Below are 22,795 nucleotides of genomic sequence, written 5' to 3'. Positions count from 1 at the left end.
CATGAGCTACGAAACCATCCTGGTGACCCGCGACGGCCGGGTCGGCACCATCACGCTGAATCGCCCCAAGGCGCTGAACGCGCTGAACAGTCAGGTGATGCACGAAGTCACCACGGCTGCGGCGGAATTCGATGCCGATCAGGGTATCGGCGCCATCGTCCTGACCGGCAGCGAGAAGGCCTTCGCGGCCGGAGCCGACATCAAGGAAATGGCCGACCTGTCCTTCGCCGACGTGTTCAGCCAGGACTTCTTCGCGCTGTGGGGCAAGTTCGCCGCCACCCGCACCCCGACCATCGCCGCGGTGGCCGGTTACGCCCTCGGTGGCGGATGCGAACTGGCCATGATGTGCGATCTGCTGATCGCCGCCGACACCGCGAAATTTGGCCAGCCCGAGATCAAACTGGGCGTGCTGCCCGGCATGGGTGGCAGCCAGCGACTCACCCGCGCCATCGGTAAGGCCAAGGCGATGGATCTGATCCTCACCGGCCGCACCATCGACGCGGCGGAGGCCGAGCGCAGCGGCCTGGTCTCGCGAGTGGTGCCCGCCGCCACCCTGCTGGAGGAAACCAACGCCGTCGCCGCCACCATCGCCGGAATGTCGCTGTCGGCAGCGCGGATGGCCAAGGAAGCCGTCAACCGCGCCTACGAATCCACCCTGGCCGAAGGACTGCTCTACGAGCGCCGGCTGTTCCACTCGGCGTTCGCCACCGATGACCAGACCGAGGGCATGAACGCGTTCACCGAGAAGCGCACACCGAACTTCACCCATCGCTAAGGTCTGAGGGTGACCGTAGAGGAAACTGCTGCCACCCGGGACACCGCGCCACCGGCCGCCAAGCCGGCCTGGTGGATTCGCCACTACACATTCTTCGGCACCGCCGTCGGCCTGCTGTTCATCTGGCTGTCGATGACGCCGTCGCTGCTGCCGCGCGGCCCGCTGTTCCAGGGGCTGGTCAGCGGCGCTGCCGGCGCGATCGGCTACCTGCTCGGCGTTTTCGGTGTCTGGCTGGTCCGGTTCATGCGGTCCAAGGAGACCAGTCCGCCCGCGCCCAAGCGGGCCTGGACCGTGCTCATCGTGGTGGGCATCGTCGGCCAGATCGGCGCGATCATCTGGTTCCACGTGTGGCAGGACGACGTCCGTGACCTGTTCGGCGTGCCGCGCCTGACCTTCTGGGACCATCCGCTGACCGCGGTGCTGTCCGTCCTCTTCCTGTTCATGTTCGTCGAAATCGGCCAGCTGGTGGACAGATTGGTGCATTTCCTGGTGCGCCAGCTGGAGCGGGTCGCGCCGCCCCGGGTCTCCGCGGTGGTGGCCGTCGGGCTGCTGCTCGCGTTCAGCATCGCGCTGCTCAACGGCGTGGTGGTGCGCGTCGCGATGTCCACCATCAACAACACCTTCGAGTCGGTCAACGATGAGGCCGACCCCGACAACCCTGCTCCCACAACACCATTGCGATCGGGCGGCCCGCAGTCACTGGTCAGTTGGGAGTCGATGGGCCATCAGGGCCGGATCTTCCTGTCCGGCGGGCCGTCGGTGCAGGATCTGTCGAAGTTCAACGGGGCCAAGGCCGTCGAGCCGATCCGGGCCTACGCGGGGCTCAACTCCGCCGACGGGATCAAGGCCATCGCCAAGCTGGCCGCCCAGGAACTCAAGCGCACCGGCGGCCTGAACCGCAAGATCATCGCGGTGGCCACCACCACCGGAACCGGCTGGATCAACGAGGCCGAAGCTTCGGCGCTGGAGTACATGTACAACGGCGACACCGCGATCGTGTCGATGCAGTACTCGTTCTTGCCCAGCTGGATCTCGTTCCTGGTGGACAAGGAGAACGCACGCCAGGCCGGCCAGGCACTGTTCGAAGAGGTCGACGCGATGGTGCGTGAACTCCCCGAGGACAAACGGCCCAAGCTCGTGGTGTTCGGTGAGAGCCTGGGCTCCTTCGGCGGCGAGGCGCCGTTCCTGGCGCTGAACAACCTCGTCGCCCGCACCGACGGCGCGTTGTTCTCCGGACCGACGTTCAACAACACCATCTGGACCGACCTGACCATCAACCGCGATGCGGGGTCACCGCAGTGGCTGCCGATCTACGACAAGGGCGCCAACGCCCGGTTCGCCGCGCGGCCCGACAACCTGAACCGGCCGCCGGACCCGTGGGGACAGCCGCGCGCGGTCTATCTGCAGCACGCATCCGATCCGATCGCGTGGTGGAATCCCGATCTGCTGTTCGCCAAACCCGACTGGCTGAAAGAGCCTCGTGGCTATGACGTCTCGCCCCGGATGGAGTGGATCCCGGTGGTGACCTTCCTGCAGGTCTCGGCCGATATGGCCGTCGCCGTGGATGTGCCCGACGGGCACGGCCACGTCTATGTGCGCGATGTCGCCAACGCCTGGGCGGCGATCCTGCAACCGCCCGGCTGGACACCGGCCAAGACCGAAGCGCTACGGCCCCTGCTGCGTTCCGACGAGTGAGGCGGACTTGAGCGCCTGATAGCCGCCGATCACATCGGTGGCCCGGTGCAATCCCAGGTCCTGCAGGGCCGCGGCGGCCAGGCTGGAGGTGTAGCCCTCCGAGCACAGCACCACCCATTCGACGTCGTCCCCTTCGGCCTGCGGCAGCCGCGCGTCGCTGGTCGGGTCGGCACGCCACTCCAGGACGTTGCGCTCGATGAGCAGCGCACCGGGCACCTCCCCCTCGGCGGCGCGCTGGGCGGCGGGCCGGATGTCGACGAGCACCGCGCCGCGGGCCAGCGCGTCCGGCAGCTCATGGGCTTCCAGGCGCCGCAACCGCGAACGCGCGGCGGCCAGTACGTCGTCGATCCTGCTCATCGCTATCCCTCGGGTGCGTCGGTCAGTTCGGTCCGGTTGCGCCGCAGCGTGTGCCGGTCGGTGACCTCGTAGTAGGACATCGCCGTCAACGGCGGCGAGTATGCGTGCACGCTGAGCGTCACCGGTGCCGCCGGAACGGGTGTTGGCGCCCACACCACATCGTGCACCCAGCCGAGCGGGAACGCCGCCTGATCACCGGCGCGCAACCGGCGGCGTTTCAGCGCCTGCCCGTCCCACCGGGTTTCGGTCAGCGCACCGGACACCACCGTCAATGCCCCCAGCGAACCGCCGTGATCGTGCAGCTCGGTCGACCGGTCCGGCACCCAGCTGATCAGCCAGATGTCGAGTTCCTCGTCGCCGTGCAGCCGGCGGTACCAACGCTCATCGGTGGGCGCCCCGGCCGCGGGCAGCAATCGGTCGTACCGGCCGGAGAGCACATCGTCGGCGCAGCGATCGGTGGCGTTCAGCAGATCGGGCAGGCGTAACCGGGTGGGTGCGGATACGGCCGGCGGGGCCACGAGCGCAGACGCGGAGGCGGAAACCATGGGGTGACTCCAGAACTGGGGATGGGTGGGTGGTCGCTAGTCAGCGCGACAACAGCCCTGAACTCCGGTCCCCTCGGTCACGATGGCGAGTGTGGCATGGATTTGCGGTACGTCGCCAGCACCCAGGATTAACTTCACCATGAATCTGGAAATGCGCAGCTGAGATCAAGCGCACCCAGATGCCGACCACCTGGATTGGGCGTACCGGGCGGCCGACGCCGGCACGGTCGTTGCATAGATTGGTGGTATGCGCAGCTACCCGATCCTGGTGATCGCCGCGGCGATCACCGCTCTCGCCGGATGTTCGTCGCACACCGAAACTCCGGCCGCATCCAGCCCGGAGAGCCCCTCGTCGATCTCCGAACCACCGCCGCTGCCGCAGGAGTCGCCACTACAGGCCGGAGCGGTCGCGGTCTCTCCCGGCGGGGTCACCACCGTGGTCGACGTCCCGTCGGATGCCACCGAATCCCAGTACGGACAGGCGTGTCACGCCGCCAAACTCTGGCTCGACGAGCAGCACGCCGAACCGCGCACGCTGGTGGAGAACTATCTCAAGACCTTGCAGGCACCCGAGGCCAAGGGCCCGGGCAGTTTCAACACCCCGTGGGCCGAGCTGACCCCGGCCCAACAGGCCGGCGTCATCATGGCGGCCAACGCCGCGGCCAACGGCGAGTGCGGCTGAGGTTCGGTATCAGGGCGCACCGGACGGGCGCTCGGCGATCCAGTCCCGGCCCCGCGCGACAGCGGTGTCCAGCGCCCCGAACACCCGGTCGGTGGCCGGCACGATGCCGTCGGCGCCGATCTCCTCGGTGATCCCGCCGCGCTCCAGGATCCGCTGCGCGCCCGGCGTGACCCCGGCGATGATCAGCCGGCCGTGATGCGCCGCCAGCGCGGCCGCCCAGCGCCGCAGCGCCTTGATCGCCACCGAGGACGGAACATCGGGCAGCGTCCGCATGCTCAGCACGACGACGGCGTTACGGCTGCCCTCGGCCCGCGGCCACATCTCGTCGATGCGGGCGACCTCGGCGAACAACCCCGCTCCGGCATAGTGCAGGACGGTGACATCGTCGCTGGCGCAGCGTTCCGGGACGGGCCGGAAGCGCCAATCACCGTCGCCGGCCGGTTCCAGCGCCATGAGTTGCGCGGACTGAGCCGCCTTGGCGCAGTACAACACCAGTGAGGTGATGACGCCGATCAGGATGGCGGTGTGCAACGGCAACTGCGTGGTCGCGGCGAAGGTGATCAGCATCGCCACCGCCGACAACGGCGCCACCCGCAGCACCAGCTTGATATCGGGCAGCCGGCCGACCACCAATTCGGCACCGATCACCAGGATCAGCCCGCCGATCACCGGCATCGGGATGATCTCGGCCGTCGACCCCGCGATCAGCACCAGCAGGGCCAGCCACACCCCGGCGAAGATCCCGGCCCACCGGGTCTGCGCACCCGCGGACGTGGCCACCCCGGTACGCGACAGCGATCCGCCGGCGGGCAGCGCCCCGAAGAAGCCGCCCGCGACGTTGGCCGCCCCCTGAGCCAGGAAGTCACGGTTCATCTCGGTGCGGCTGCCATCCGGGTTGGGCACCGCCGCCGAGATGCCCGCGGCCTGGGCCAGCGCGACAAGGGCCACCGCCACACCGCCGACGATCAGTTCGGGCATCGCCGCGAAGTTCGGCACGGTCAGCGGCGGAAGCGAATTCGTGATGGAGGCGATATCGCCGACGGTGTCCACCTCGACGCGGGTGACCGCGACGACGCCGGTGACCACCACCAGTGCCAGCAGCGTGGCGAAGGACTCCAGCGGTTTGACGAAGTGGAACACCGCCCATACCGCGACGGTGCCCACCGCCACCGCGACGGCCTGCGGATGCCACCGCCCGACGTGGCCCAACGCGTCGATGAACTTGCCAATGGTGTTGCCGCTCTGCGGTTTATAGCCGGTGGCGTCGCCCAGCACCCCGGCGATGATCTGCAGCGCGATGCCGGTGGAGAAACCCGTCATGACCGCGTTGGAGACGAAGTTCATGATCGAACCGATTTTCAGCAGGCCGAACAACAGCATCACGATGCCGACGACCACCGCCAGCGCCGCCACGTTGGCCGGGTCGGCGGGGTCGAGGCCGGCCTCCTTCAGCACGCTGCGACACGACAAGGCGATGGCACTGGTCAGGGTGGTCACCATCAGCACGGTGCGGGCCAACAACGATCCGACGATGCCGGGGATCACACCCGCGTAGAGACCCGCGACCGGATTGAACTCGCCGATGCTGGCGTAGGCCATCCCTTCGGGGATCGAGAAAAGACCGGTGACCAGACCGGCCAGCGCATCCCGCGGGGTCGGGCGGCCCCACTTCGGTGCCATGGCGCCCAACCCTGCCACCCCGCCGCGCTCGCTGCCGGGATCTGCCGATATACGGCAGGATGGTGGTGTGGATTTCCGTCATCGCACTGCATTGATCACCGGCGCCAGTGGTGGGATCGGCGAGGAATTCGCCCATCAGCTGGCCGGGCTCGGGGCCGACCTGGTGCTTGTCGCCCGCCGGGAGGACAAGCTGGAACAACTGCGCGCCACCCTGCTGGCCAGCACTCCGGGCATCGCCATCGACATCATCGCCGCCGATCTGTCCGTGCCGGGCTCCGGTGAACGGCTGGCCGGCGAGGTTCAGGCATCGGGCCGGCACATCGACGTCCTGATCAACAACGCCGGCGTCGGGTCGCACGGCGACTTCGTCGACCTGGACCCCGGCGCGCTGGCCGCCCAGATCCAGCTGAACTGCGCGACCTTGGTCGACCTGACGGCCAGGTTCCTGCCACCGATGGTCAAGGCGCGCAACGGTTTGGTGATCAACGTCGCATCGACCGCGGCGTTCCAGCCGACCCCGACCATGGCCGTCTACGGCGCGTCCAAGGCCTTCGTGCTGTCCTTCACCGAGGCGCTGTGGCAGGAGACCAAGAGCTCCGGCGTCCGGGTGCTGGCATTGTGCCCGGGGGCCACCGAGACCGAGTTCTTCGCCCGCACCGGCAAGCAGTTCATGACCCGCGGCCGGCAGACCCCCGCACAGGTCGTCGACACCGCGCTGGCCGCCGTGGACAGATCCGGGCCGACCGTCATCTCCGGGCTGGCCAACACCGTGCTGGCGACGGCATCCCGGCTATTGCCCGGCCGGCTGCTGGCCCCGATGGCCCAGCAGATCATGAAGGAGACCTGACCGCGATGCGGGTCGCCCTTGCACTCGGCAGTGGTGGCGCCCGCGGCTATGCGCACATCGGGGTCATCAACGAGTTGCGGGACCGCGGCTATGAGATCGTCGGCGTTGCCGGGTCCTCGATGGGCGCCCTGGTGGGCGGTTTGTACGCCGCCGGCAAGATGGACGAATTCGCCACCTGGGCGGGCTCTTTGACTCAGCGGGCGGTGCTGCGGCTACTGGACCCCTCGCTCAGCTCACCCGGGGTGCTGCGGGCGGAGAAAATCCTGGACGCGGTGCGCGAAATCCTCGGCGACGTCACCATCGAAAGCCTGCCGATCCCCTACACCGCGGTGTCCACCGACCTGATCGCCGGCAAATCGGTGTGGATGCAGCGCGGCCCGCTCGACGACGCGATCCGGGCTTCCATCGCCATCCCGGGGATCTTCACCCCGCATGTGGTGGACGGCCGGTTACTGGCCGACGGGGGCATCCTCGATCCGCTGCCGATGGCGCCGATCGCGGCGGTCAACGCCGACCTGACCATCGCGATCACCCTGTCCGGCGGGGATCCGGCACCCCGGTTGACCGATCCGGAGCCGCGGCCCACCGCCGAGTTCCTGGGCCGGATGTGGCGCAGCACAACGGCTTTGCTGGACACCACGGCCGCGCAACGCGTACTGGACACGCCGGCGGCTCGGTCCATGCTGAGCCGGTTCAGCAGTGCGGTGGACGCCGAAGCCACGGTGCAGGACATCCCCGGTGGCCCGGCGGCGCCGCGGCTGGGCAGTTTCGAGATCATGAACCGCACCATCGACATCGCCCAGGCGGCGCTGGCCCGACACACGCTGGCGGCGTATCCGCCCGACCTGCTGATCGAGGTGCCGCGCACCGCGTGCCGCAGCCTGGAGTTCCACCGCGCCGAGGAGGTCATCGAGATCGGCCAGGAACTGGCCGCGGCCGCACTCAGCGCCCTGGATTGAGTTCCGGCCACATTCCGCCGAAACGGTATTCCAGCAGGAAGAGTGCGAGTACGCACCTGCCGGAATACAGTTTCGGCGCGTCAGGCGGACAGGAAATCGGCGACCGCCACCGCGATTCGGCGGCCCTGCGCCCGGCCCGCAACCGCTGACGGTCGACGGCACTGCGGGTCCAACGGATTGCGCCCGAATGCGGTGACCGCGTCGTCGTCGGCGAATACCGCCAGCGTCCGGCCGGTGAAGGCGGCGATCTCGGCCGCGGCTCCGGCACTGAACGGGGACGGCGCCGACTCGCCCGCGGGGATCAGCACCACCACGGCGTCGCAGTCGGCCGCCGCCGCGGTGTTGACGGCGCTGGCCACGCCGCCGTCCATGTAGCGGCGAGCACCGATGGTCACCGGCGGCCACACGCCGGGCACCGCACAACTGGCCGCGACGGCGTCCACCAGGGACACCCCCGATTCCCGGGTGAACACCACCAGTTCCCCGGAGTCCACCGGCACCGCGGTGATGCGCAGGTCGCGGTCGGACCACTCGGATGCGGGCAGCCGGTGTGCGATGACCTCGAGACGCACCGCCTCGGGCACGGTGTCTGCCGCCAGTGCCAGCGCACCGACGCGGCGCAGCCGGGCCGCGGTATCACCGTCGGCGGTGAGCGCATCGAGGAACAACCCGGCGACCTCATCGATGTCGACACCGGAATCGATTTCGTGCGACTCGTCGGACAGCTGGCGCGCGTAGAGATCGGTCAGCGCGGCGCCACCGGAGATCTGCGCGGCGACGGCGGAACCGGCCGAGGTGCCCAGCAGCACGTCGGCGGCCAGCAGCGCGGCCGCGGTGTCCGGGGACTCGTCGGCGATACCCAGCAGCACGCCGGTCTCCCAGGCGATGCCGGCCAGACCGCCACCGGCCAGGACCAAGCCACGTTTCACGTCGGCACCGAATTCGTCAGCGCACGAACTGATTCGAGAGCTCGGCGAGCGACTGTGCGGCATAGCCCTTCCACAGCCGGCCGAACACCGGCAGCGCGGGTGCCGCCAGTGCGGACCGCGGATGGATGGTCCAGCGCCAGGTGACCTTGGTGCCGGTACCCGCCGGTTCGAACAACCACTCGCCGTCCACGCTGGAAACCAGCGGCGCCAGCGGGCCCTTGACCTCGGTGAGCCGGTAGCCGAACGCCCGCGGCGGATCGTAGGAGGTGAGTTCCTCGCGCATGCTGCCACCGCCGGTGAGCACCACGGTGCGCGACTGTCCCACCGTGTCCCAGGGGCCGGTCTGCCCCCGGGTTTCCTTGATCGGCGGGATGGGCCCGTACCAGCGCCGGAACAATGCCGGCAGCGGCATGGGCACCATGTCCCGGAACAGGTCCTCGGGCACCACAGGAATTGCCCGTGATTGCTCCACCTTCAGCGGCTGCGCCATGATGGCCATGGTAACCGGCACCGACCAGGGGAGTCCCATGTCAGCGACGATGCGTGCGCAGCGATTCTATGCGGACTCGAAAACCATTGCGGTCGAAGATGTTCCGGTACCCGAGCCGGGCCCGGGTGAGGTGCTGGTCAAGGTGGCGTTCTGCGGCATCTGCCATTCGGACCTGAGCTTGATCAACGGCACCTTCCCGGCCCAGATCCCGGTGGTGACGCAGGGCCACGAGGCGTCGGGCACCATCGCCGCCTTCGGCCCCGGGGTGACCGGCTGGTCCGTCGGCGACCGGGTGGTGGTGGCCGCGGGCCGGCCGTGCCTGGGCTGCGCGAACTGCCGGCGTGGCGATCTGAGCAATTGCCTGCGGATCAAGCTGATGGCGTTCGCCTACGACGGGGCGTGGGCGCAGTACACCGTGGCGCAGGCCTTCGGGCTGACCCGGGTGCCCGACAACGTCCCGCTCGAGCAGGCCGCCATCCTCGCCGACGCGGTGTCCACCCCGTTCGGCGCGGTGGTGCGCACGGCGAAGGTGGGCATCGGCGAATCCGTCGGCGTCTGGGGCGTCGGTGGCATCGGCACGCATATCGTGCAGCTGGCCCGGCTGGTCGGCGCGGCGCCCATCATTGCGGTGGACATCAAACCCGCGGTGTTGCAGCGTGCCCTGGAGCTGGGCGCCGACTATGCGTTCGACGCGCGCGATGACGCCTTGCACGACAAGGTGATCGACGTGACCGGGGGCCGAGGGCTGGACGTCGCCTTCGATGCCGTCGGGGTGGCGTCGACGTTCGATCAGGCGCTGGCCGGCCTGACCGTCGGCGGGCGGCTGGTCGGGGTGGGCATGAGCGCCGACGCCCCGACCATCGGGCCGACGTCACTGTTCAACCTCACCAAGCGCCAGGTGCTCGGCCATCTCGGATATCAGAACGCCGATATCGGGACGCTGGCCAATCTGGTCTCCCGCGGCCGGCTGGACCTGCACCGGTCGATCAGCGAGATCGTGCCGCTGGAGGACGTCGCCCTCGGCATCGAGAAGCTGCATCACGCCGACGGCGACCCGATCCGGATCCTGGTGGCGCCCTAACTCAGCTGCGGTGCGGCCCGGCCCGCGATGAGTGGCAGGTCCAGATAGGTGGCGATACCGGGCGTGGCCGCGCACACCGCGGGCACCGAGTTGACGCAGTGCGCGGCGGTGCCGACCACACCGGCCTCGAGCTCGTCGCCGGGCTCGCCCTGGAAGCCACGCACCACCACGGTGAAGTCGGGATTGCCGCGCACGGCCATCTCGTAGCGCTGTCCTTCCGGGCCGAAAGTCCATGCCGGATCGAGGTTTTCCTCGCCCATCAACCAGTTCACGGTGATCCGGACCACCGGTTCGCCCTGCACCTGGGCCTCCCAGTGGAAGCGCCGCGCGGCGACCTGCCCGGGCGCGATGTCGCCGATCGGCGAGGCGATCGGAGCGGTGGCGACGGCCACTTCCTGGGAGGTGACGACGCGCGGGTCGACGCGGAAGCCGAGCTTGTCGGTGCACATCCGGACCGCCTGGATGAACCCGCCGTCCAGCATCTTCTGCATCGGGCCGCTCATCGCCTTGTCGGGGGTGTCCCCGAAGCCCATCACATGCCGCAGCACATCGGGGGCGTCGTACGTGCGCAGATCGGAGAATTCCTCGGCCCGCACGAAGGTCACTCCGGTGGACAGCGCCGAGAGCAGCAGCGGGAACTTCTCGCTGAAGCCGCCGGGCGCGATGCCGGTGCCGTGCAGGGTGACCCCGCCCTCGATGGCCGCCGCCCGCAGCGGTGCGGCTTGTTTCGCACTCGGGTACAGCCAGCCCACGGGGGTCACGACGTTCTTGCCCGAGCGCAGCAGGGCGGCCACCTCGTCGGGGTCGGGCAGCAGCGGAGCGTAGATGACCGCGTCGGCATCGAGGGCGACGATGTCCTCGAGACGGTTGGTCGCGCTGACCCCGAGCGGCCCGGCGCCGATGATGTCGCCGACATCCCGGCCGTTCTTGGCCTCGGAGTGCACCCATGCACCGGCCAGCTCGAGCTCGGGATGTTCCAGCACGCCCTTGATGGCCGCGACACCGACTCCCCCGGTCGCCCACTGCACCACACGCAACGCCATTGTCGCTCCCCTTCCTCGGGCAAGAACTAGAACACGTTCTACCACCTTTGCGGCCGCCGCCCGGCACAATGACCGGTGATGACCAACGGCCTGGACTTCGGTGTGCTCGGTCCGCTGCAGGTGACCGTGGACGGCAGGGCGCTGCCGCTGGGGACGCCGAAGCAACGGGCCGTGCTGGCGTTGCTGGTGATGAGCCGTAACCGCCCGGTCAGCGGCGATTCACTGGTGACCGCGGCGTGGGAGCAGTTCCCTCCGCCCGAACCCAAAGCCAGCCTGCATTCCTACATCTCCAATCTGCGCAAGCTCATCTCCGGCGCCGGTGCGGATGGACGGGCCGTGCTGGCCAGCGCGGCACCGGGTTACCGGCTCGCGGTGGACGACTCGCACTGCGATATCGGCCGGTTCATCGCGGCCAAGGGCGCCGGGGTGCAGGCCGCGGCGGCCGGCCAGTTCGAGCAGGCCAGCAGCCACCTGTCCACGGCGCTCGCGCAGTGGCGTGGACCCGTCCTGGACGACCTGCGCGATTTCGAGTTCGTCGACCCGTTCTCCACCGCTCTGGTCGAGGACAAGGTGGTGACCCACACCGCCCTCGCGGAAGCCGAAATCGCCTGCAACCGTGCGTATACCATCATCGGCGGGCTGGAATCGCTGATCGTCGAGTACCCGTACCGCGAGCCGCTGTGGGCCCAGTTGATCACCGCCTACTACCTCAGCGACCGACAGTCCGACGCGCTGGATGCCTATCAGCGGCTCAAGACGACACTGGCCGACGATCTCGGTATCGACCCCGGGCCCACCCTGCGCACGCTGCATGAGCGCATCCTGCGCCAGGAGCCGCTGAACGTCCGGCAGGCGGCCCGGACCACCGCCGTGCACAAGATCAACAATCTCGACCTGCGCGCGACGACGGGGGTGCAGACAGCCTCGGCGCAGTTGCGCACGCCGTCCGGGCGGATTTACCCGCTGGTGGCCGCGGCCACCCGGCTCGGCCGGCTCCCCGACAACGACATCGTGCTGGACCAGGCCAACGTCAGCCGCCACCACGCCGTCATCATCGACACCGGGACCAGTTTCGTCATCACCGACCTGCGCTCGGCCAACGGCGTGGAGGTGGACGGCCGGCGCATCCGCGGCACCGCCACACTCAACGACGGCGACCGCTTCGCAATCTGCGAGCACGAGTTCCTGTTCGAGCTGATCGTCCGCCCCGGGTAAGCCCGGCCAAGAGGACGCCAAGAATTCGTCAAGATCGCCGGTGGACCCTGATGTCACCCCGGAGCAGCCGGGACCGACCTCACCAGGAGTCCAGACCATGAACACCCGCCCCCGTGTCACCGCCATCGCCCGCACCGCCGTCATCGCGGGTGCGTTCGGGTTCGCGGCGTTCGCCTCGGCCGGGACGGCGAATGCGATCACCTCGCAGACCGACGCCGCATTCCTGCGGGAGATCGCCGACGAGGGCATCTCCTACGACTCCGCCAGCGCCGTGATCGGCAACGCCCGCCAGGTCTGCGCGGAGCTCAAATCCGGCAGCTCGGGCACCGAGGTCGGCATGGACATCCTCGCGCACACCGACCTGACCACCCGGCAGGCCGCGGCCTTCGTCGTCATGTCGATCGATTACTACTGCCCGCAGTACACCGGCGCGTTCGGCGGCTGACAGACACGGGTTATGTTGAGGTCCGACCGCAACGTTGCGAAAGGGACCCACCATGCCGAATCGTGTTTTCGTCGTCGGAGTCGGAATGACGAAGTTCGAGAAGCCGGGCGGCCGCGAAGGCTGGGACTACCCCCAGATGGCCAACGAGTCCGGCACCAAGGCGCTGGCCGACGCCGGGATCGACTACACCGAGGTGCAGCAGGGCTACGTCGGGTACTGCTCGGGTGACTCGACGTCGGGCCAGCGTGCGCTCTACGAACTGGGCATGACCGGCATCCCGATCGTCAACGTCAACAACAACTGTTCCACCGGGTCGACGGCGCTCTACCTTGCCGCGCAATCGATCCGGGGCGGCCTGGCCGACTGCGCGATCGCGCTGGGGTTCGAGAAGATGCAGCCGGGCTCCCTCGGTGGCGGCGCGCAGGATCGCGAGTCGCCGCTGGGCAGGCACGTGAAGGCGCTGGCCGAGATCGACGAATTCGCCTTCCCGGTGGCGCCGTGGATGTTCGGGGCGGCCGGGCGCGAGCACATGAAGAAGTACGGCACCACCGCCGAGCATTTCGCGAAGATCGGCTACAAGAACCACAAGCATTCGGTGAACAACCCGTACGCGCAGTTCCAGCAGGAGTACACCCTCGACGACATCCTGGGCTCGAAGATGATCTCCGATCCGCTGACCAAGTTGCAATGCTCACCCACCTCCGACGGGTCGGGCGCGGCCATCCTGGCCAGCGAGGCGTTCGTCGATTCGCACGGGCTGGCCGGTCAGGCGGTGGAGATCGTCGGGCAGGCGATGACCACCGACTTCGCGTCCACCTTCGACGGCAGCGCGGCGAACGTCATCGGATACGACATGAATGTGCAAGCCGCCCAACAGGTTTACCACCAGTCCGGGCTGGGCCCGGAGGACTTCCAGGTGATCGAGCTGCACGACTGCTTCTCGGCCAACGAGCTGCTGCTGTATGAGGCGCTGGGCCTGTGCGGTGCAGGTGAGGCGCCGTCGCTGATCGACAAGAACGACACCACCTACGGCGGGCGTTGGGTGGTCAACCCGTCGGGCGGGCTGATCTCCAAGGGTCACCCGCTGGGCGCCACCGGCCTGGCCCAGTGCGCCGAGCTGACCTGGCAGTTGCGCGGCACCGCCGACAAGCGGCAGGTCGACGATGTCAGCGCCGCGTTGCAGCACAACATCGGCCTCGGTGGCGCGGCGGTCGTCACCGCATACCAGCGCGCCGAACGCTGAACTTTCGCCGAGATCGACGAACGGCCGGGTGTCACTCGCAGAAAGTGGCCCAATGGTGAGTTTCGGCGGAGATCAAAGGATGACCACGTCGTAAGCCCCGTCGGCGTGCCGGGCCCGGATGGTCTTCTTGTCGTACTTGCCGACGCTGGTGCGCGGCACCTGATCGATGAACGTCCACCGCTCCGGCAGCCACCAGCGCACCACCTTGTCGGCGAGGAACTCCCGCAGCTCGGCCGCATCCGCGGCGGCACCTTCGTCGAGCACCACGACCGCCAGCGGGCGCTCCTGCCACCGCTCGTCGGGCACCCCCACGACGGCGGCCTCCAGCACGGCCGGGTGGGCGATGAGCAGATTTTCCAGCTCCACCGACGAGATCCATTCACCGCCGGATTTGATGACATCCTTGGCCCGGTCGGTCAGCGTGACGTAGCCGTCCGGATCGATGACGCCGACATCGCCGGTCCGCAGCCAGCCGCTGTCGAACTTCTCGGCGTCCTGGCCCAGGTAGTACCCGCCGGTGATCCACGGCCCGCGAACCTCCAACTCGCCCACCGCTTTACCGTCGTCGGGCAGCCGGTTGCCCTCATCGTCGACAATCCGGATCTCCACGCCGCACATGGGCCGGCCCTGGGTGGCGCGCATCTGCCAGTGCCGCTCGTCGGACACCCCGGGCAGCGGTTTGGCCACCGTCGCCAGCGGGGAGGTCTCGGTCATCCCCCAGGCCTGCTGGATGTAGACGCCGTGCCGGTCCTCGAACGTCCGCATCAGCGACTCCGGCACCGCCGATCCACCGCACGCCACCAGGCGCAGGGACGAAACATCGTGTCCCGGAGACCGTTCCAGCGTGTGCATGACGTCGTTCCAGATGGTCGGCACCGCGCCGGCCACTGTCGGGCGGCGGGTTTCGATCAGCTCGATGAGCGACGCGCCGTCCAGGAACCGGTCGGGCATGGCGAGGTCGGCGCCGGCCATCAGGGCCGCGTAGGGCAGACCCCAGGCGTTGGCATGGAACATCGGCACGATGGGCAGCACCACATCGCCGGCGCTGACGTCCAGCGCATTGGCGGTGCAGGTGCTCAGCGCATGCAGGTAGCTCGAACGGTGGCTGTAGACAACACCTTTCGGGTTGCCGGTGGTCCCGCTGGTGTAGCACATGGCGGCAGCGGAGTTCTCGTCCAGCTCGGGCCAGTCGAACTCCGCCGGCTGACCGGCCAGCAGTTCGTCATAGCGGAGCACCGCCGGACCGGTCAGGGCGCCAATGTCGCCCTCGCCGACCACGATGACGGTGTGCACGGTGCTCAGCTGCGGCAGCACCGGTGCCAGCAGTGGCACCAGGGACGCGTCGACGATGATCACCCGGTCCTGCGCCTCATTGGCGATGTAGGCGATCTGCTCGGCCGACAGCCGGATGTTCAGCGTGTGCAGCACCGCCCCCATCGAGGGGACGGCCAGGTAGGCGGTGAGGTGTTCGGCGTTGTTCCACTGGAAGGTGGCCACCCGCTCGTCACCGGTGATGCCCAGCCCGCGCAGGGCATGCGCCAGCCGCGCGGCCTGCTCGCCGATCTCCCGGTAGGTGGTGCCGCGGTGGCCACCGTGGCCGGTGGCGGTGGTGACGACGCGGTCCCCATTGACACCGCACGCATGACGAAGGATCGCGGTGATGGTCAGCGGCCAGTTCTGCATGGTGGAGTACACCGCCGCGATGGTAGTGCCAGCGCGGGCGGCACCTGCAACGAATCCCCGCGCTCCGGCGATGTACTTCACAGCAAGTGTTCACCACATCGACAGGGGGCGCGCCATGCGTCCATACCTCGCCGCCGCGCTGTCCGCGGGGGCGCTACTGCTCACCCCGGCCTGGCCGGCCACGGCCGACCAATCCGCCCAGGACACCATCGGACTGCTGCAAGCGCAGGGTTACACCGTCAATGTCGACCGGGTCGGCAGCGCCCCGCTGAGTCAGTGCGTGGTCACCGGCGTGCGCAACCCGCAGACCGTCACCCGGTTGATCCGCGTCGACAACGGCCGTCGTCGCGATGGCAAACATGACTATGACTACGTCGAAGTGGTCGTCAGCCGGTCGATCTCGGTGTCCCTCGACTGCACCGCAAACCAGCGGCATGCGCCATGATGGACATATGCCCATGAGATGGTTACTGCCCGCCGCGGCGGCATGCGCCGCGATCGTCCTTCCGACGGGCGTCGCCGTCGCCGAGGAAACCGCGCAGGAGACCATCGATCGCCTGCAATCCGAGGGCTACACCGTCAACATCGACCGCACCGGCACGCTGCCGATGAGCCAGTGTGTGGTCACCAATGTGCGCAACCCCAACACCATCAAGCAGTGGGTGCCCTATGTCGGGCCGGGTAGTGACGAGCGGGTGCTGGTGCAGCAGACCGTCAGCCAGTCGATCTCGGTGACGCTGGACTGCAACCGGTCGATCAACGGCAGTTAGACGCCGACCGGCTCCAGCTCGCGCGCCCTGGCGAAGCCCACCGGCTCGAACGGCGAGTAGGTCGGCGAGGGCGGTGTCACCCGGAACGCGGTGATCTGGCCGTCGACGTCGGCGACGTAGAGCCGGTCACCCTGGTTGTTCAGCGCCACGGCCGTCGGCCGTGAACCCACCGTGATGGTCTCCAGCACGTCGTTGGTGACGGTGCACAGCACGGCCACCTGGTCGTAGTCCACGACGTAGGCACGCGAGCCGTCCGCCGACAGTTCCATCTGGATGGGCAGCGAGCCGGCCGCGATGGTGCGGCTGACGGTGAAGCCGGCCAGATCGACCACGGCGATCGCGCCGAGGGCGGTGATGTCCGAGGTCAGCACGTATGCGGCGGTCTTGGTGACGGCGAGGTCGCGGATCGGCGCGCCGATCGACAGCGTCTTGCGGACCCGGGCGGTCTCGGTGTCGATCATCAGCAGACGGCTGCCCGCGACGGTGGTGACGGCCGCGTACAGCGTGTGTCCGGACGGGGCGATGCGAAGGCCGTCGATGGAGGCGCCGACACCGGCGGGGATGTCGATGGTGCCGACCCGCTCGGCGGTGGTGTCGATCACCGCGATGTCGACGTGGTCGTCACCGGTGCGCGCGACGTAGGCGCGCTTTCCGTCGGGGCTGACCTCGATCGCGGTGGCCGTGAAGGCGAGCGGGTAGGTGGCCAGCACGGTGTTGGCGGCGGTGTCCACGACGACGACCGCGTCGACCTCGGCGGTGCTGGTGAGCACGTAGGCACGGTCATCGGCAAGGGCGACGGCGGCGGGCTCACCCTGCACGGCCACCAGGCCGGGGCCGGCGACGGTGTCGGGGCGCACCACGGTGACGGAATCGTCGCAGTGGTTGGCCACCACGATGGTGCTGGAGTTGGCGGCAACGTCCGCGATGGCACCGCGGGCGATCTGCACCGATCCCGCGAAGGCGGTCCGGGAGTCGTTCACCGCGGCATCATTTGCGCGCACAAAAACACTTGCCATTATCTTCGACACCTCCGCCGGTATAAAGGCACCGGCACTAGATTCAGTCGCAATGCGCCGAGGATGGCGCGTTCGCAATCGAGTCTAGCGACGGATGGGGACATCGAACGAAGGTTCGCACGGCACCCCGCGTTGATCTGCCGTCAACCTCTCAGACACCGCTTAGGAAACCATTTGTTATACAGTTGTGACCTATTGTTAGCAACTCGACGGACCACATGTCATCTGCGATGATGCCGATGCGGCAATCGCCCGAAAAGGCCGTCGCCCCACCCGTCACAGCGCGTGCACCCGCCGCCGCCGGGAAAAATGAGCGCCAAATCACAGCGGCCGACCAGCAAACTGCGTGTCACATCGGGGCGATCGCGGCGGCAGGCGAGCGCCCCCATATTGACATTGCTGTCAAATTAGCTGCGCGGTCACGGCAGCAGCACGAAGGACAGACCCTTCTGCGCCTTGACGGTGCGGGCCGACCAGGTGTTCGGGCCACGCCCCGGCCCGCCCATCTCGGTGAGCGTCAGGTAGGTGCCGTCGGAACGTTTGGCCGTCGAGTCCACCCACGCGACGTGGCCTGCCGGCGGAGCATCGAGCTGCCCGCCGGGGATCACGACCAGGGCCCGGGGTTGCGGATCGTCGACCACCGTCCAGCCCGCCGACCTGGCCGAACCTGCCAGATCCGCGGGTGTGGCGGTGACCGCCGGATAGAACCGCTCACCTGAGGTGAAGTACCACTTCTCCAGCGCCGCCCAGGTGTCGGTGCCATCGCGGCCGGGATTCGCCTGCGCCTTGCGGCCGGTGGCCCGCGCCGAGCTGAGCCGCGCCGATTCGGTGGCACACGGTGGGACCACCGGGTCGTTGGAGCCGGTGTCCAGCATCGTGTCGGTGACGAAGCCACCGCTGTCCAGCCGGTTCCACAGGTCGCTGCGCAACTGGTACGGCCCGCCCGAGAACACCGCGCCGCGGGCATAACAGGTGATCACCACGCGCGAATGATCGGCGACGGTGCCGACTTTCTGGCTAGTCGCCGACGGCGCCGACCGGACATTCAGGTCGAAGCTGCCGGTATTGACCGTGACCGTGCGCGCGTCGGCGGTGGATTCGGGCGCCGCCTGCGCCGGGACGGCCATTCCGACGGCTCCCGAGACGACCGCCACGAGCGGAAACGCGAACCATGCACGCACCTTCGTCAAGCCCACAGCAATCCTCCCGGACACCAATTCGCAGAATCATAATTCGCGAATTTGCCATTTGCTGTCGACACGCGATTTCTTTGCCAAGCCGTGACGCTTTTCCGCCACCACAAACATCAGCGCCATTGATAGCGGGTCTTGGGCCGGCCGGCCTTTCCGTAGTCGGTGCCCCGCGTGACGGTCCCGTCGTCTGCGAGCCGTTCCAGGTAGCGCCACGCCGTCACCCGCGACACCCCGACCTGGCCGGCCACCTGGTCGGCGGTCAGGCCCTGCGGACTGTCCCGCACCACCCTGGCGATCTCATCGGTGGTCTGCGGCGCAATCCCCTTGGGAGTGACCGTCTTGTCGGTGGCGACCCGTAGCTCGGCGAAGGCGCGGTCCACCTCGGCCTGGCTGGCCGCCTCGGTGCCTGCGGGCAGGGCGCTGCGGTAGCGGCGGTAGCGCTCCAGCCTGTCCCGGAAGGCGGCGAAGGTGAACGGTTTGAGCAGATACGCCAGCGCCCCGTGCGCGACCGCGGCCCGCACCATCTCCAGGTCCCGCTCGGAGGTGATCACGATGATGTCGGGGGCGGGCGCCAGCCCGGACAGTCCCGAGGCCAGCGCGATACCGCTGGCGTCCGGCAGGCCGAGGTCCAGCAACACCAGGTCGATGGGTGGCTGCGCCTCGGCCGCCGCCCGCATCGCATCGCGTGCGGTGTGCGCCACGGCGACCACCGAAAACCCTTCGAGGCGGCCGAGATACGTGCGGTGCGCCTCGGCGATCAGCGGATCGTCCTCGACGACCAGAACGGTGATCATCGCGGCAGCCGCACGGTGACGACCGAGCCGTAGGTGACCTCGGCGGTCAGCGTGCCGCCGCGGCGCTTGACCACCTGGGCCACCAGCGCCAGGCCGAGCCCGTGGCCGGCCGCATCGCCTTTCGTCGAATACCCGCGCTGCATGGCGCGCTCGAAGGTCTGTGGATCCATCCCGGCCCCGCTGTCGGCGACGCGGATCGTCAGGGCCTCGTCATCCTGGCTCACCGTCACCTCGACCCATGGTTCGTCGCGGTCGCAGGCGTCCAGCGCATTGTCGATGAGATTACCCAGCACCGTGACGATCTCCTGCCCGGTCAACGGGGTATCCGCGGGCAAGTGGGTGTCCTCGGTGATGGTCAGCGCGATTCCCCGCTCGTCGGCTTGGGCCGATTTGCCCAGCAGCAATGCCACCAGGGCCGGTTCCACGACCGACTGTGACAATCGGTCGACGAGGTGCTGCGAGAGCTCCAGCTCCCTGGTCGCCACCGCGACGGCCTCTTGCGGCCGGCCCATCTCCACCATGGTGATGACGGTGTGCAATTTGTTGGCCTGCTCGTGGGCCTGGGCCCGCAGCGAATCGGTGAGCACCTTCAACGAGCTGAGTTCGCCCAGCGCGCCCTGTAATTCGGTGCGGTCCCGGATGGTGACCACCTCGCTGCCCCGCCTGCCCGCCACCCCGGCCCGGTTGACCACCAGCACCCGGTCGTCGGTGACCTGTAACTCGTCGCGCACCCCCGGATCATGACTGCGCAGGAATTCCGGCAGGTCGGCATGGGTCACCGGTCCGTCCGGCAAGCCCAGCAGCCGACGCGCCTCGTCGTTGACCAGGGCCACGCCGCCGCCGTCGAGCACGATCAAGCCCTCCGACACCGAATGCAGCACGGCATCGTGGTGGTCGTACATCACCCTCAGCTCGTCGGGCCGCAGTCCGCGGGTCTGCCGCAGCAACCTGCGCCGGATGGCCCACGCACCGAGCAGCGAAATGCCCAGCGCCGCGGCGGTGACCGCGGCGATGATCGGGATCTGCGACCGCCAGCGCTGCGCCAGCGTCTGCCGGGTGATACCCGCCGACACCATTCCGACGACCCGGCCGTCGGATCCGCGCACCGGGGCGACCGCCCGGATCGACGGGCCCAGGGTGCCGGTGTAGACCTCGGTGAACGATTCACCGCGGCGCGCGGGTTCCAGGGTGCCCAGGTAGTGCCCGCCGATCTGGGAGGGATCGGTATGGGTGAACCGGATCCCGTCTGGCGCCATGATGGTGATGAAGGCGATGCCGGTGGCCCTACGGACCGCCTCGGTCATCGGCTGCAAGATCTTTGTGGCCGAACCGGATTCGATGGCCGACACGGTGGACGGCGCGTCCGCGAGCGCGGTGGCGATACCGATGACCTGCTGACGGGCGGCTTCATCGCCGTCCCGGCGGGCGTCGACCAACGCCAGCCCCGTGCCGGCCAGCACCACCACTGCCACCACCAGGATCTGCAGGGCGATCGCCTGCCCGGCCAGTGACTGGGGCCACCACCTGCGCATCGCGACCCCCTGAACGAAATGAACTAAAACGTGACCCCGGTCACGTCCTCGCCGAACATCCTTACATGACCTCCTCCACGGACACGCCCGCCAAGCGGCGGGACCGCACCCACTGGCTCTACATCGCCGTCATCGCCGCCGTCGTGATCGGCGTCGCTGTCGGCCTCCTCGCCCCCTCTGTCGGCAAGGACGTCGGCATCCTCGGCACCTGGTTCGTCAGCCTGATCAAGATGATGATCGCGCCGGTCATCTTCTGCACCATCGTGCTGGGCATCGGGTCGGTCCGCAAAGCCGCCACGGTCGGCCGGGTCGGCGGCCTGGCGTTCGTCTACTTCCTGGTCATGTCGACCATCGCACTGGGCATCGGGTTGGTCGTCGGCAACCTGCTCAAGCCCGGGTCGGGGATGCACCTGTCGGAGAAGTCGGCCGGCCAGGGCGCCGCGCTGGCGGAGAAGGCACACGAGGCCGGCGGCCTGATGGACTTCGTCACCCATATCATCCCGACCACCTTGCTCTCCTCCCTCACCGAGGGAAATGTGTTGCAGGCCTTGTTCGTTGCGCTGCTGGTCGGGTTTGCACTGCAGGCGATGGGAACCGCGGGTGAGCCGATTCTGCGCGGCATCGAACATCTGCAGAAGCTGGTGTTCAAGGTGCTCACCATGATCCTGTGGCTGGCTCCGATCGGCGCGTTCGGCGCCATCGCCAACGTGGTCGGCCAGACCGGCTGGAGCGCGGTCACCCAACTGTTGGCCCTGATGCTCGGGTTCTACCTCACCTGCATCGTGTTCGTGTTCGGCGTGCTCGGTGTGCTGATGCGGGCCGTGTCGGGTGTGTCGATCTTCAAGCTGGTGCGTTATCTGGCCCGCGAATACCTGCTGATCTTCTCCACCTCGTCCTCGGAGTCGGCGCTGCCGCGGCTGATCGCCAAGATGGAGCACCTGGGTGTGGACCGCAGCACCGTCGGCGTGGTGGTGCCCACCGGGTACTCGTTCAACCTGGACGGCACCGCGATCTACCTGACCATGGCATCCCTGTTCATCGCCGATGCGATGGGCCGGCCGTTGGCCATCGGGGAGCAGCTGTCCCTGCTGCTGTTCATGATCGTCGCCTCCAAGGGTGCGGCGGGCGTCAGCGGTGCGGGCATGGCCACCCTGGCCGGCGGCCTGCAGAGCCACCGCCCCGACCTGCTCGACGGTGTCGGCCTGATCGTCGGTATCGACCGCTTCATGTCTGAGGCGCGCGCGGTCACCAACTTCTCCGGAAACGCCGTCGCCACCGTCCTCGTCGGATCGTGGACCAAGACCATCGACCGGGCCCGGGTCGACGCCGTGCTTCGCGGCGATGCACCGTTCGACGAGCTCACCATGGTCGACGACGCACATGGCGCGCGCGCCGAAGAGCCGGGATCGGAGCGTCTCCCGGTCCCGGCATAGGGCGCGCAACGAGGACCCGGCCGGAGTCACTCCGGCCGGGTTTTCGTTGTGTTTGAACCGTTTCCGCACCGGGGCCGTGTCTTGGGTATGCGTACCATCTTCTTCGCCACGCTGGCCGCCCTCGGCGCGCTGGCCACCGCGGCCCCGGCGGCCGCCGATACACCGGTCGCGACGATCGGGGTCCTGGAGTCCCAGGGTTTCCACGTCAACGTCGACCGGATCGGGAGTGCACCACTGGACCAATGTGTGGTGACCAGTGTCCGAAATCCGCAGGAACAAACCAGACTCGTGCGGGTGGACGGGCACGGCGATCACGACACCTTCATCCCGGTGGTGGTGCGGCGGACGATCACGGTGTCCCTGGACTGCTCCAGGTAGCGCCGAGCCA

At 68.4% G+C, this 22,795-nt stretch carries 24 protein-coding genes; 13 read left to right on the top strand and 11 right to left on the bottom strand.

Annotation, left to right across the window (positions count from 1 at the left end):
• Position 1: 1 nt before the first annotated feature.
• Complete coding sequence (locus ACXPWS_RS06050) at positions 2–775, top strand: enoyl-CoA hydratase (protein ID WP_458711577.1); 774 nt, start codon at positions 2–4, stop codon at positions 773–775.
• Between the two features lie 9 nt (positions 776–784).
• Positions 785–2,470, top strand: a complete 1,686-nt coding sequence (locus ACXPWS_RS06045) for an alpha/beta hydrolase (protein WP_458711576.1) — start codon at positions 785–787, stop codon at positions 2,468–2,470.
• Here the strand turns inward: ACXPWS_RS06045 and ACXPWS_RS06040 are convergent.
• Together ACXPWS_RS06040 and ACXPWS_RS06035 are read right to left on the bottom strand one after the other, a co-directional pair.
• On the bottom strand, positions 2,441–2,827 hold the full coding sequence (locus tag ACXPWS_RS06040) for a rhodanese-like domain-containing protein (protein ID WP_458711575.1): 387 nt from the start codon (positions 2,825–2,827) through the stop codon (positions 2,441–2,443). The two genes, ACXPWS_RS06045 and ACXPWS_RS06040, sit on opposite strands and share 30 nt — an antisense overlap.
• 2 nt (positions 2,828–2,829) lie before the next feature.
• Entirely contained in the window at positions 2,830–3,372 is a 543-nt protein-coding gene (locus tag ACXPWS_RS06035; RefSeq protein WP_458711574.1) for a cysteine dioxygenase, read from the bottom strand.
• Positions 3,373–3,619: 247 nt separating this feature from the next.
• Between ACXPWS_RS06035 and ACXPWS_RS06030 the strand changes: the two genes are divergently transcribed.
• A complete protein-coding gene (locus ACXPWS_RS06030; RefSeq protein WP_458711573.1) occupies positions 3,620–4,054 on the top strand; it encodes a lipoprotein LpqV in 435 nt (144 codons plus the stop codon).
• A 9-nt stretch (positions 4,055–4,063) separates the two neighbouring features.
• On the opposite strand, the gene ACXPWS_RS06025 is transcribed toward ACXPWS_RS06030, so the two are convergent.
• On the bottom strand, positions 4,064–5,734 hold the full coding sequence (locus ACXPWS_RS06025; protein WP_458711572.1) for a SulP family inorganic anion transporter: 1,671 nt from the start codon (positions 5,732–5,734) through the stop codon (positions 4,064–4,066).
• 67 nt (positions 5,735–5,801) lie between these two features.
• Between ACXPWS_RS06025 and ACXPWS_RS06020 the strand changes: the two genes are divergently transcribed.
• Positions 5,802–6,581, top strand: coding sequence for an SDR family NAD(P)-dependent oxidoreductase (locus tag ACXPWS_RS06020; protein WP_458711571.1), 780 nt, complete (start codon positions 5,802–5,804; stop codon positions 6,579–6,581).
• A 5-nt stretch (positions 6,582–6,586) separates the two neighbouring features.
• The gene (locus ACXPWS_RS06015; protein ID WP_458711570.1) at positions 6,587–7,540 is read left to right on the top strand and encodes a patatin-like phospholipase family protein; all 954 of its coding nucleotides are present in this window, start codon (positions 6,587–6,589) and stop codon (positions 7,538–7,540) included.
• Between the two features lie 80 nt (positions 7,541–7,620).
• Here the strand turns inward: ACXPWS_RS06015 and ACXPWS_RS06010 are convergent, their stop codons facing one another.
• Positions 7,621–8,469 (bottom strand): patatin-like phospholipase family protein, encoded by an 849-nt coding sequence (locus tag ACXPWS_RS06010; protein ID WP_458711569.1) that lies wholly within the window; start codon positions 8,467–8,469, stop codon positions 7,621–7,623.
• Between the two features lie 16 nt (positions 8,470–8,485).
• Entirely contained in the window at positions 8,486–8,959 is a 474-nt protein-coding gene (locus tag ACXPWS_RS06005; RefSeq protein ID WP_458711568.1) for an SRPBCC family protein, read from the bottom strand.
• A 37-nt stretch (positions 8,960–8,996) separates the two neighbouring features.
• On the opposite strand from ACXPWS_RS06005, the gene ACXPWS_RS06000 reads away from it, so the two are divergent.
• Positions 8,997–10,040 (top strand): zinc-binding dehydrogenase, encoded by a 1,044-nt coding sequence (locus ACXPWS_RS06000; protein ID WP_458711567.1) that lies wholly within the window; start codon positions 8,997–8,999, stop codon positions 10,038–10,040.
• On the opposite strand, the gene ACXPWS_RS05995 is transcribed toward ACXPWS_RS06000, so the two are convergent.
• Positions 10,037–11,083, bottom strand: coding sequence for an NAD(P)H-dependent amine dehydrogenase family protein (locus tag ACXPWS_RS05995; protein WP_458711566.1), 1,047 nt, complete (start codon positions 11,081–11,083; stop codon positions 10,037–10,039). The two genes, ACXPWS_RS06000 and ACXPWS_RS05995, sit on opposite strands and share 4 nt — an antisense overlap.
• Positions 11,084–11,161: 78 nt before the next feature.
• On the opposite strand from ACXPWS_RS05995, the gene ACXPWS_RS05990 reads away from it, so the two are divergent.
• The 3 genes from ACXPWS_RS05990 (at position 11,162) to ACXPWS_RS05980 (ending at position 13,986) form a co-directional block, all read left to right on the top strand.
• Positions 11,162–12,298, top strand: coding sequence for a BTAD domain-containing putative transcriptional regulator (locus tag ACXPWS_RS05990; RefSeq protein ID WP_458711565.1), 1,137 nt, complete (start codon positions 11,162–11,164; stop codon positions 12,296–12,298).
• Between the two features lie 97 nt (positions 12,299–12,395).
• Positions 12,396–12,743, top strand: coding sequence for a DUF732 domain-containing protein (locus ACXPWS_RS05985; protein WP_458711564.1), 348 nt, complete (start codon positions 12,396–12,398; stop codon positions 12,741–12,743).
• Between the two features lie 52 nt (positions 12,744–12,795).
• Complete coding sequence (locus ACXPWS_RS05980) at positions 12,796–13,986, top strand: lipid-transfer protein (RefSeq protein WP_458711563.1); 1,191 nt, start codon at positions 12,796–12,798, stop codon at positions 13,984–13,986.
• 72 nt (positions 13,987–14,058) lie between these two features.
• On the opposite strand, the gene ACXPWS_RS05975 is transcribed toward ACXPWS_RS05980, so the two are convergent.
• Positions 14,059–15,681 carry a fatty acid--CoA ligase gene (locus ACXPWS_RS05975; protein ID WP_458711562.1) on the bottom strand — a complete coding sequence of 541 codons (1,623 nt, stop codon included), beginning with the start codon at positions 15,679–15,681 and terminating at the stop codon, positions 14,059–14,061.
• Positions 15,682–15,784: 103 nt separating this feature from the next.
• Here ACXPWS_RS05975 and ACXPWS_RS05970 point away from each other — a divergent pair, with 103 nt between their 5' ends.
• Positions 15,785–16,114 (top strand): hypothetical protein, encoded by a 330-nt coding sequence (locus ACXPWS_RS05970; RefSeq protein ID WP_458711561.1) that lies wholly within the window; start codon positions 15,785–15,787, stop codon positions 16,112–16,114.
• A gap of 13 nt (positions 16,115–16,127) precedes the next feature.
• Positions 16,128–16,439 carry a hypothetical protein gene (locus tag ACXPWS_RS05965; protein ID WP_458711560.1) on the top strand — a complete coding sequence of 104 codons (312 nt, stop codon included), beginning with the start codon at positions 16,128–16,130 and terminating at the stop codon, positions 16,437–16,439.
• On the opposite strand, the gene ACXPWS_RS05960 is transcribed toward ACXPWS_RS05965, so the two are convergent.
• The 4 genes from ACXPWS_RS05960 to ACXPWS_RS05945 all read right to left on the bottom strand — a co-directional run bounded on the left by ACXPWS_RS05960 (position 16,436) and on the right by ACXPWS_RS05945 (position 20,974).
• Positions 16,436–17,419 carry a YncE family protein gene (locus tag ACXPWS_RS05960; protein WP_458711559.1) on the bottom strand — a complete coding sequence of 328 codons (984 nt, stop codon included), beginning with the start codon at positions 17,417–17,419 and terminating at the stop codon, positions 16,436–16,438. The two genes, ACXPWS_RS05965 and ACXPWS_RS05960, sit on opposite strands and share 4 nt — an antisense overlap.
• A 455-nt stretch (positions 17,420–17,874) precedes the next feature.
• Positions 17,875–18,609, bottom strand: coding sequence for an amidase (locus tag ACXPWS_RS05955; protein WP_458711558.1), 735 nt, complete (start codon positions 18,607–18,609; stop codon positions 17,875–17,877).
• A 152-nt stretch (positions 18,610–18,761) separates the two neighbouring features.
• Positions 18,762–19,442 carry a response regulator gene (locus ACXPWS_RS05950; protein WP_458711557.1) on the bottom strand — a complete coding sequence of 227 codons (681 nt, stop codon included), beginning with the start codon at positions 19,440–19,442 and terminating at the stop codon, positions 18,762–18,764.
• Positions 19,439–20,974 carry a sensor histidine kinase gene (locus tag ACXPWS_RS05945; RefSeq protein WP_458711556.1) on the bottom strand — a complete coding sequence of 512 codons (1,536 nt, stop codon included), beginning with the start codon at positions 20,972–20,974 and terminating at the stop codon, positions 19,439–19,441. The genes ACXPWS_RS05950 and ACXPWS_RS05945 overlap by 4 nt, the downstream gene beginning before the upstream one ends.
• A 65-nt stretch (positions 20,975–21,039) precedes the next feature.
• Here ACXPWS_RS05945 and ACXPWS_RS05940 point away from each other — a divergent pair, with 65 nt between their 5' ends.
• Positions 21,040–22,407 (top strand): cation:dicarboxylate symporter family transporter, encoded by a 1,368-nt coding sequence (locus ACXPWS_RS05940; protein ID WP_458711555.1) that lies wholly within the window; start codon positions 21,040–21,042, stop codon positions 22,405–22,407.
• An 87-nt stretch (positions 22,408–22,494) separates the two neighbouring features.
• Positions 22,495–22,785, top strand: coding sequence for a hypothetical protein (locus ACXPWS_RS05935; protein ID WP_458711554.1), 291 nt, complete (start codon positions 22,495–22,497; stop codon positions 22,783–22,785).
• The last annotated feature ends 10 nt before the right edge of the window (positions 22,786–22,795 follow it).

It is taken from the genome of Mycobacterium sp. BMJ-28, assembly GCF_054404835.1.
Note: the sequence above shows the minus strand (reverse complement) of the source record. Positions and strands in the feature narration are given on the sequence as shown.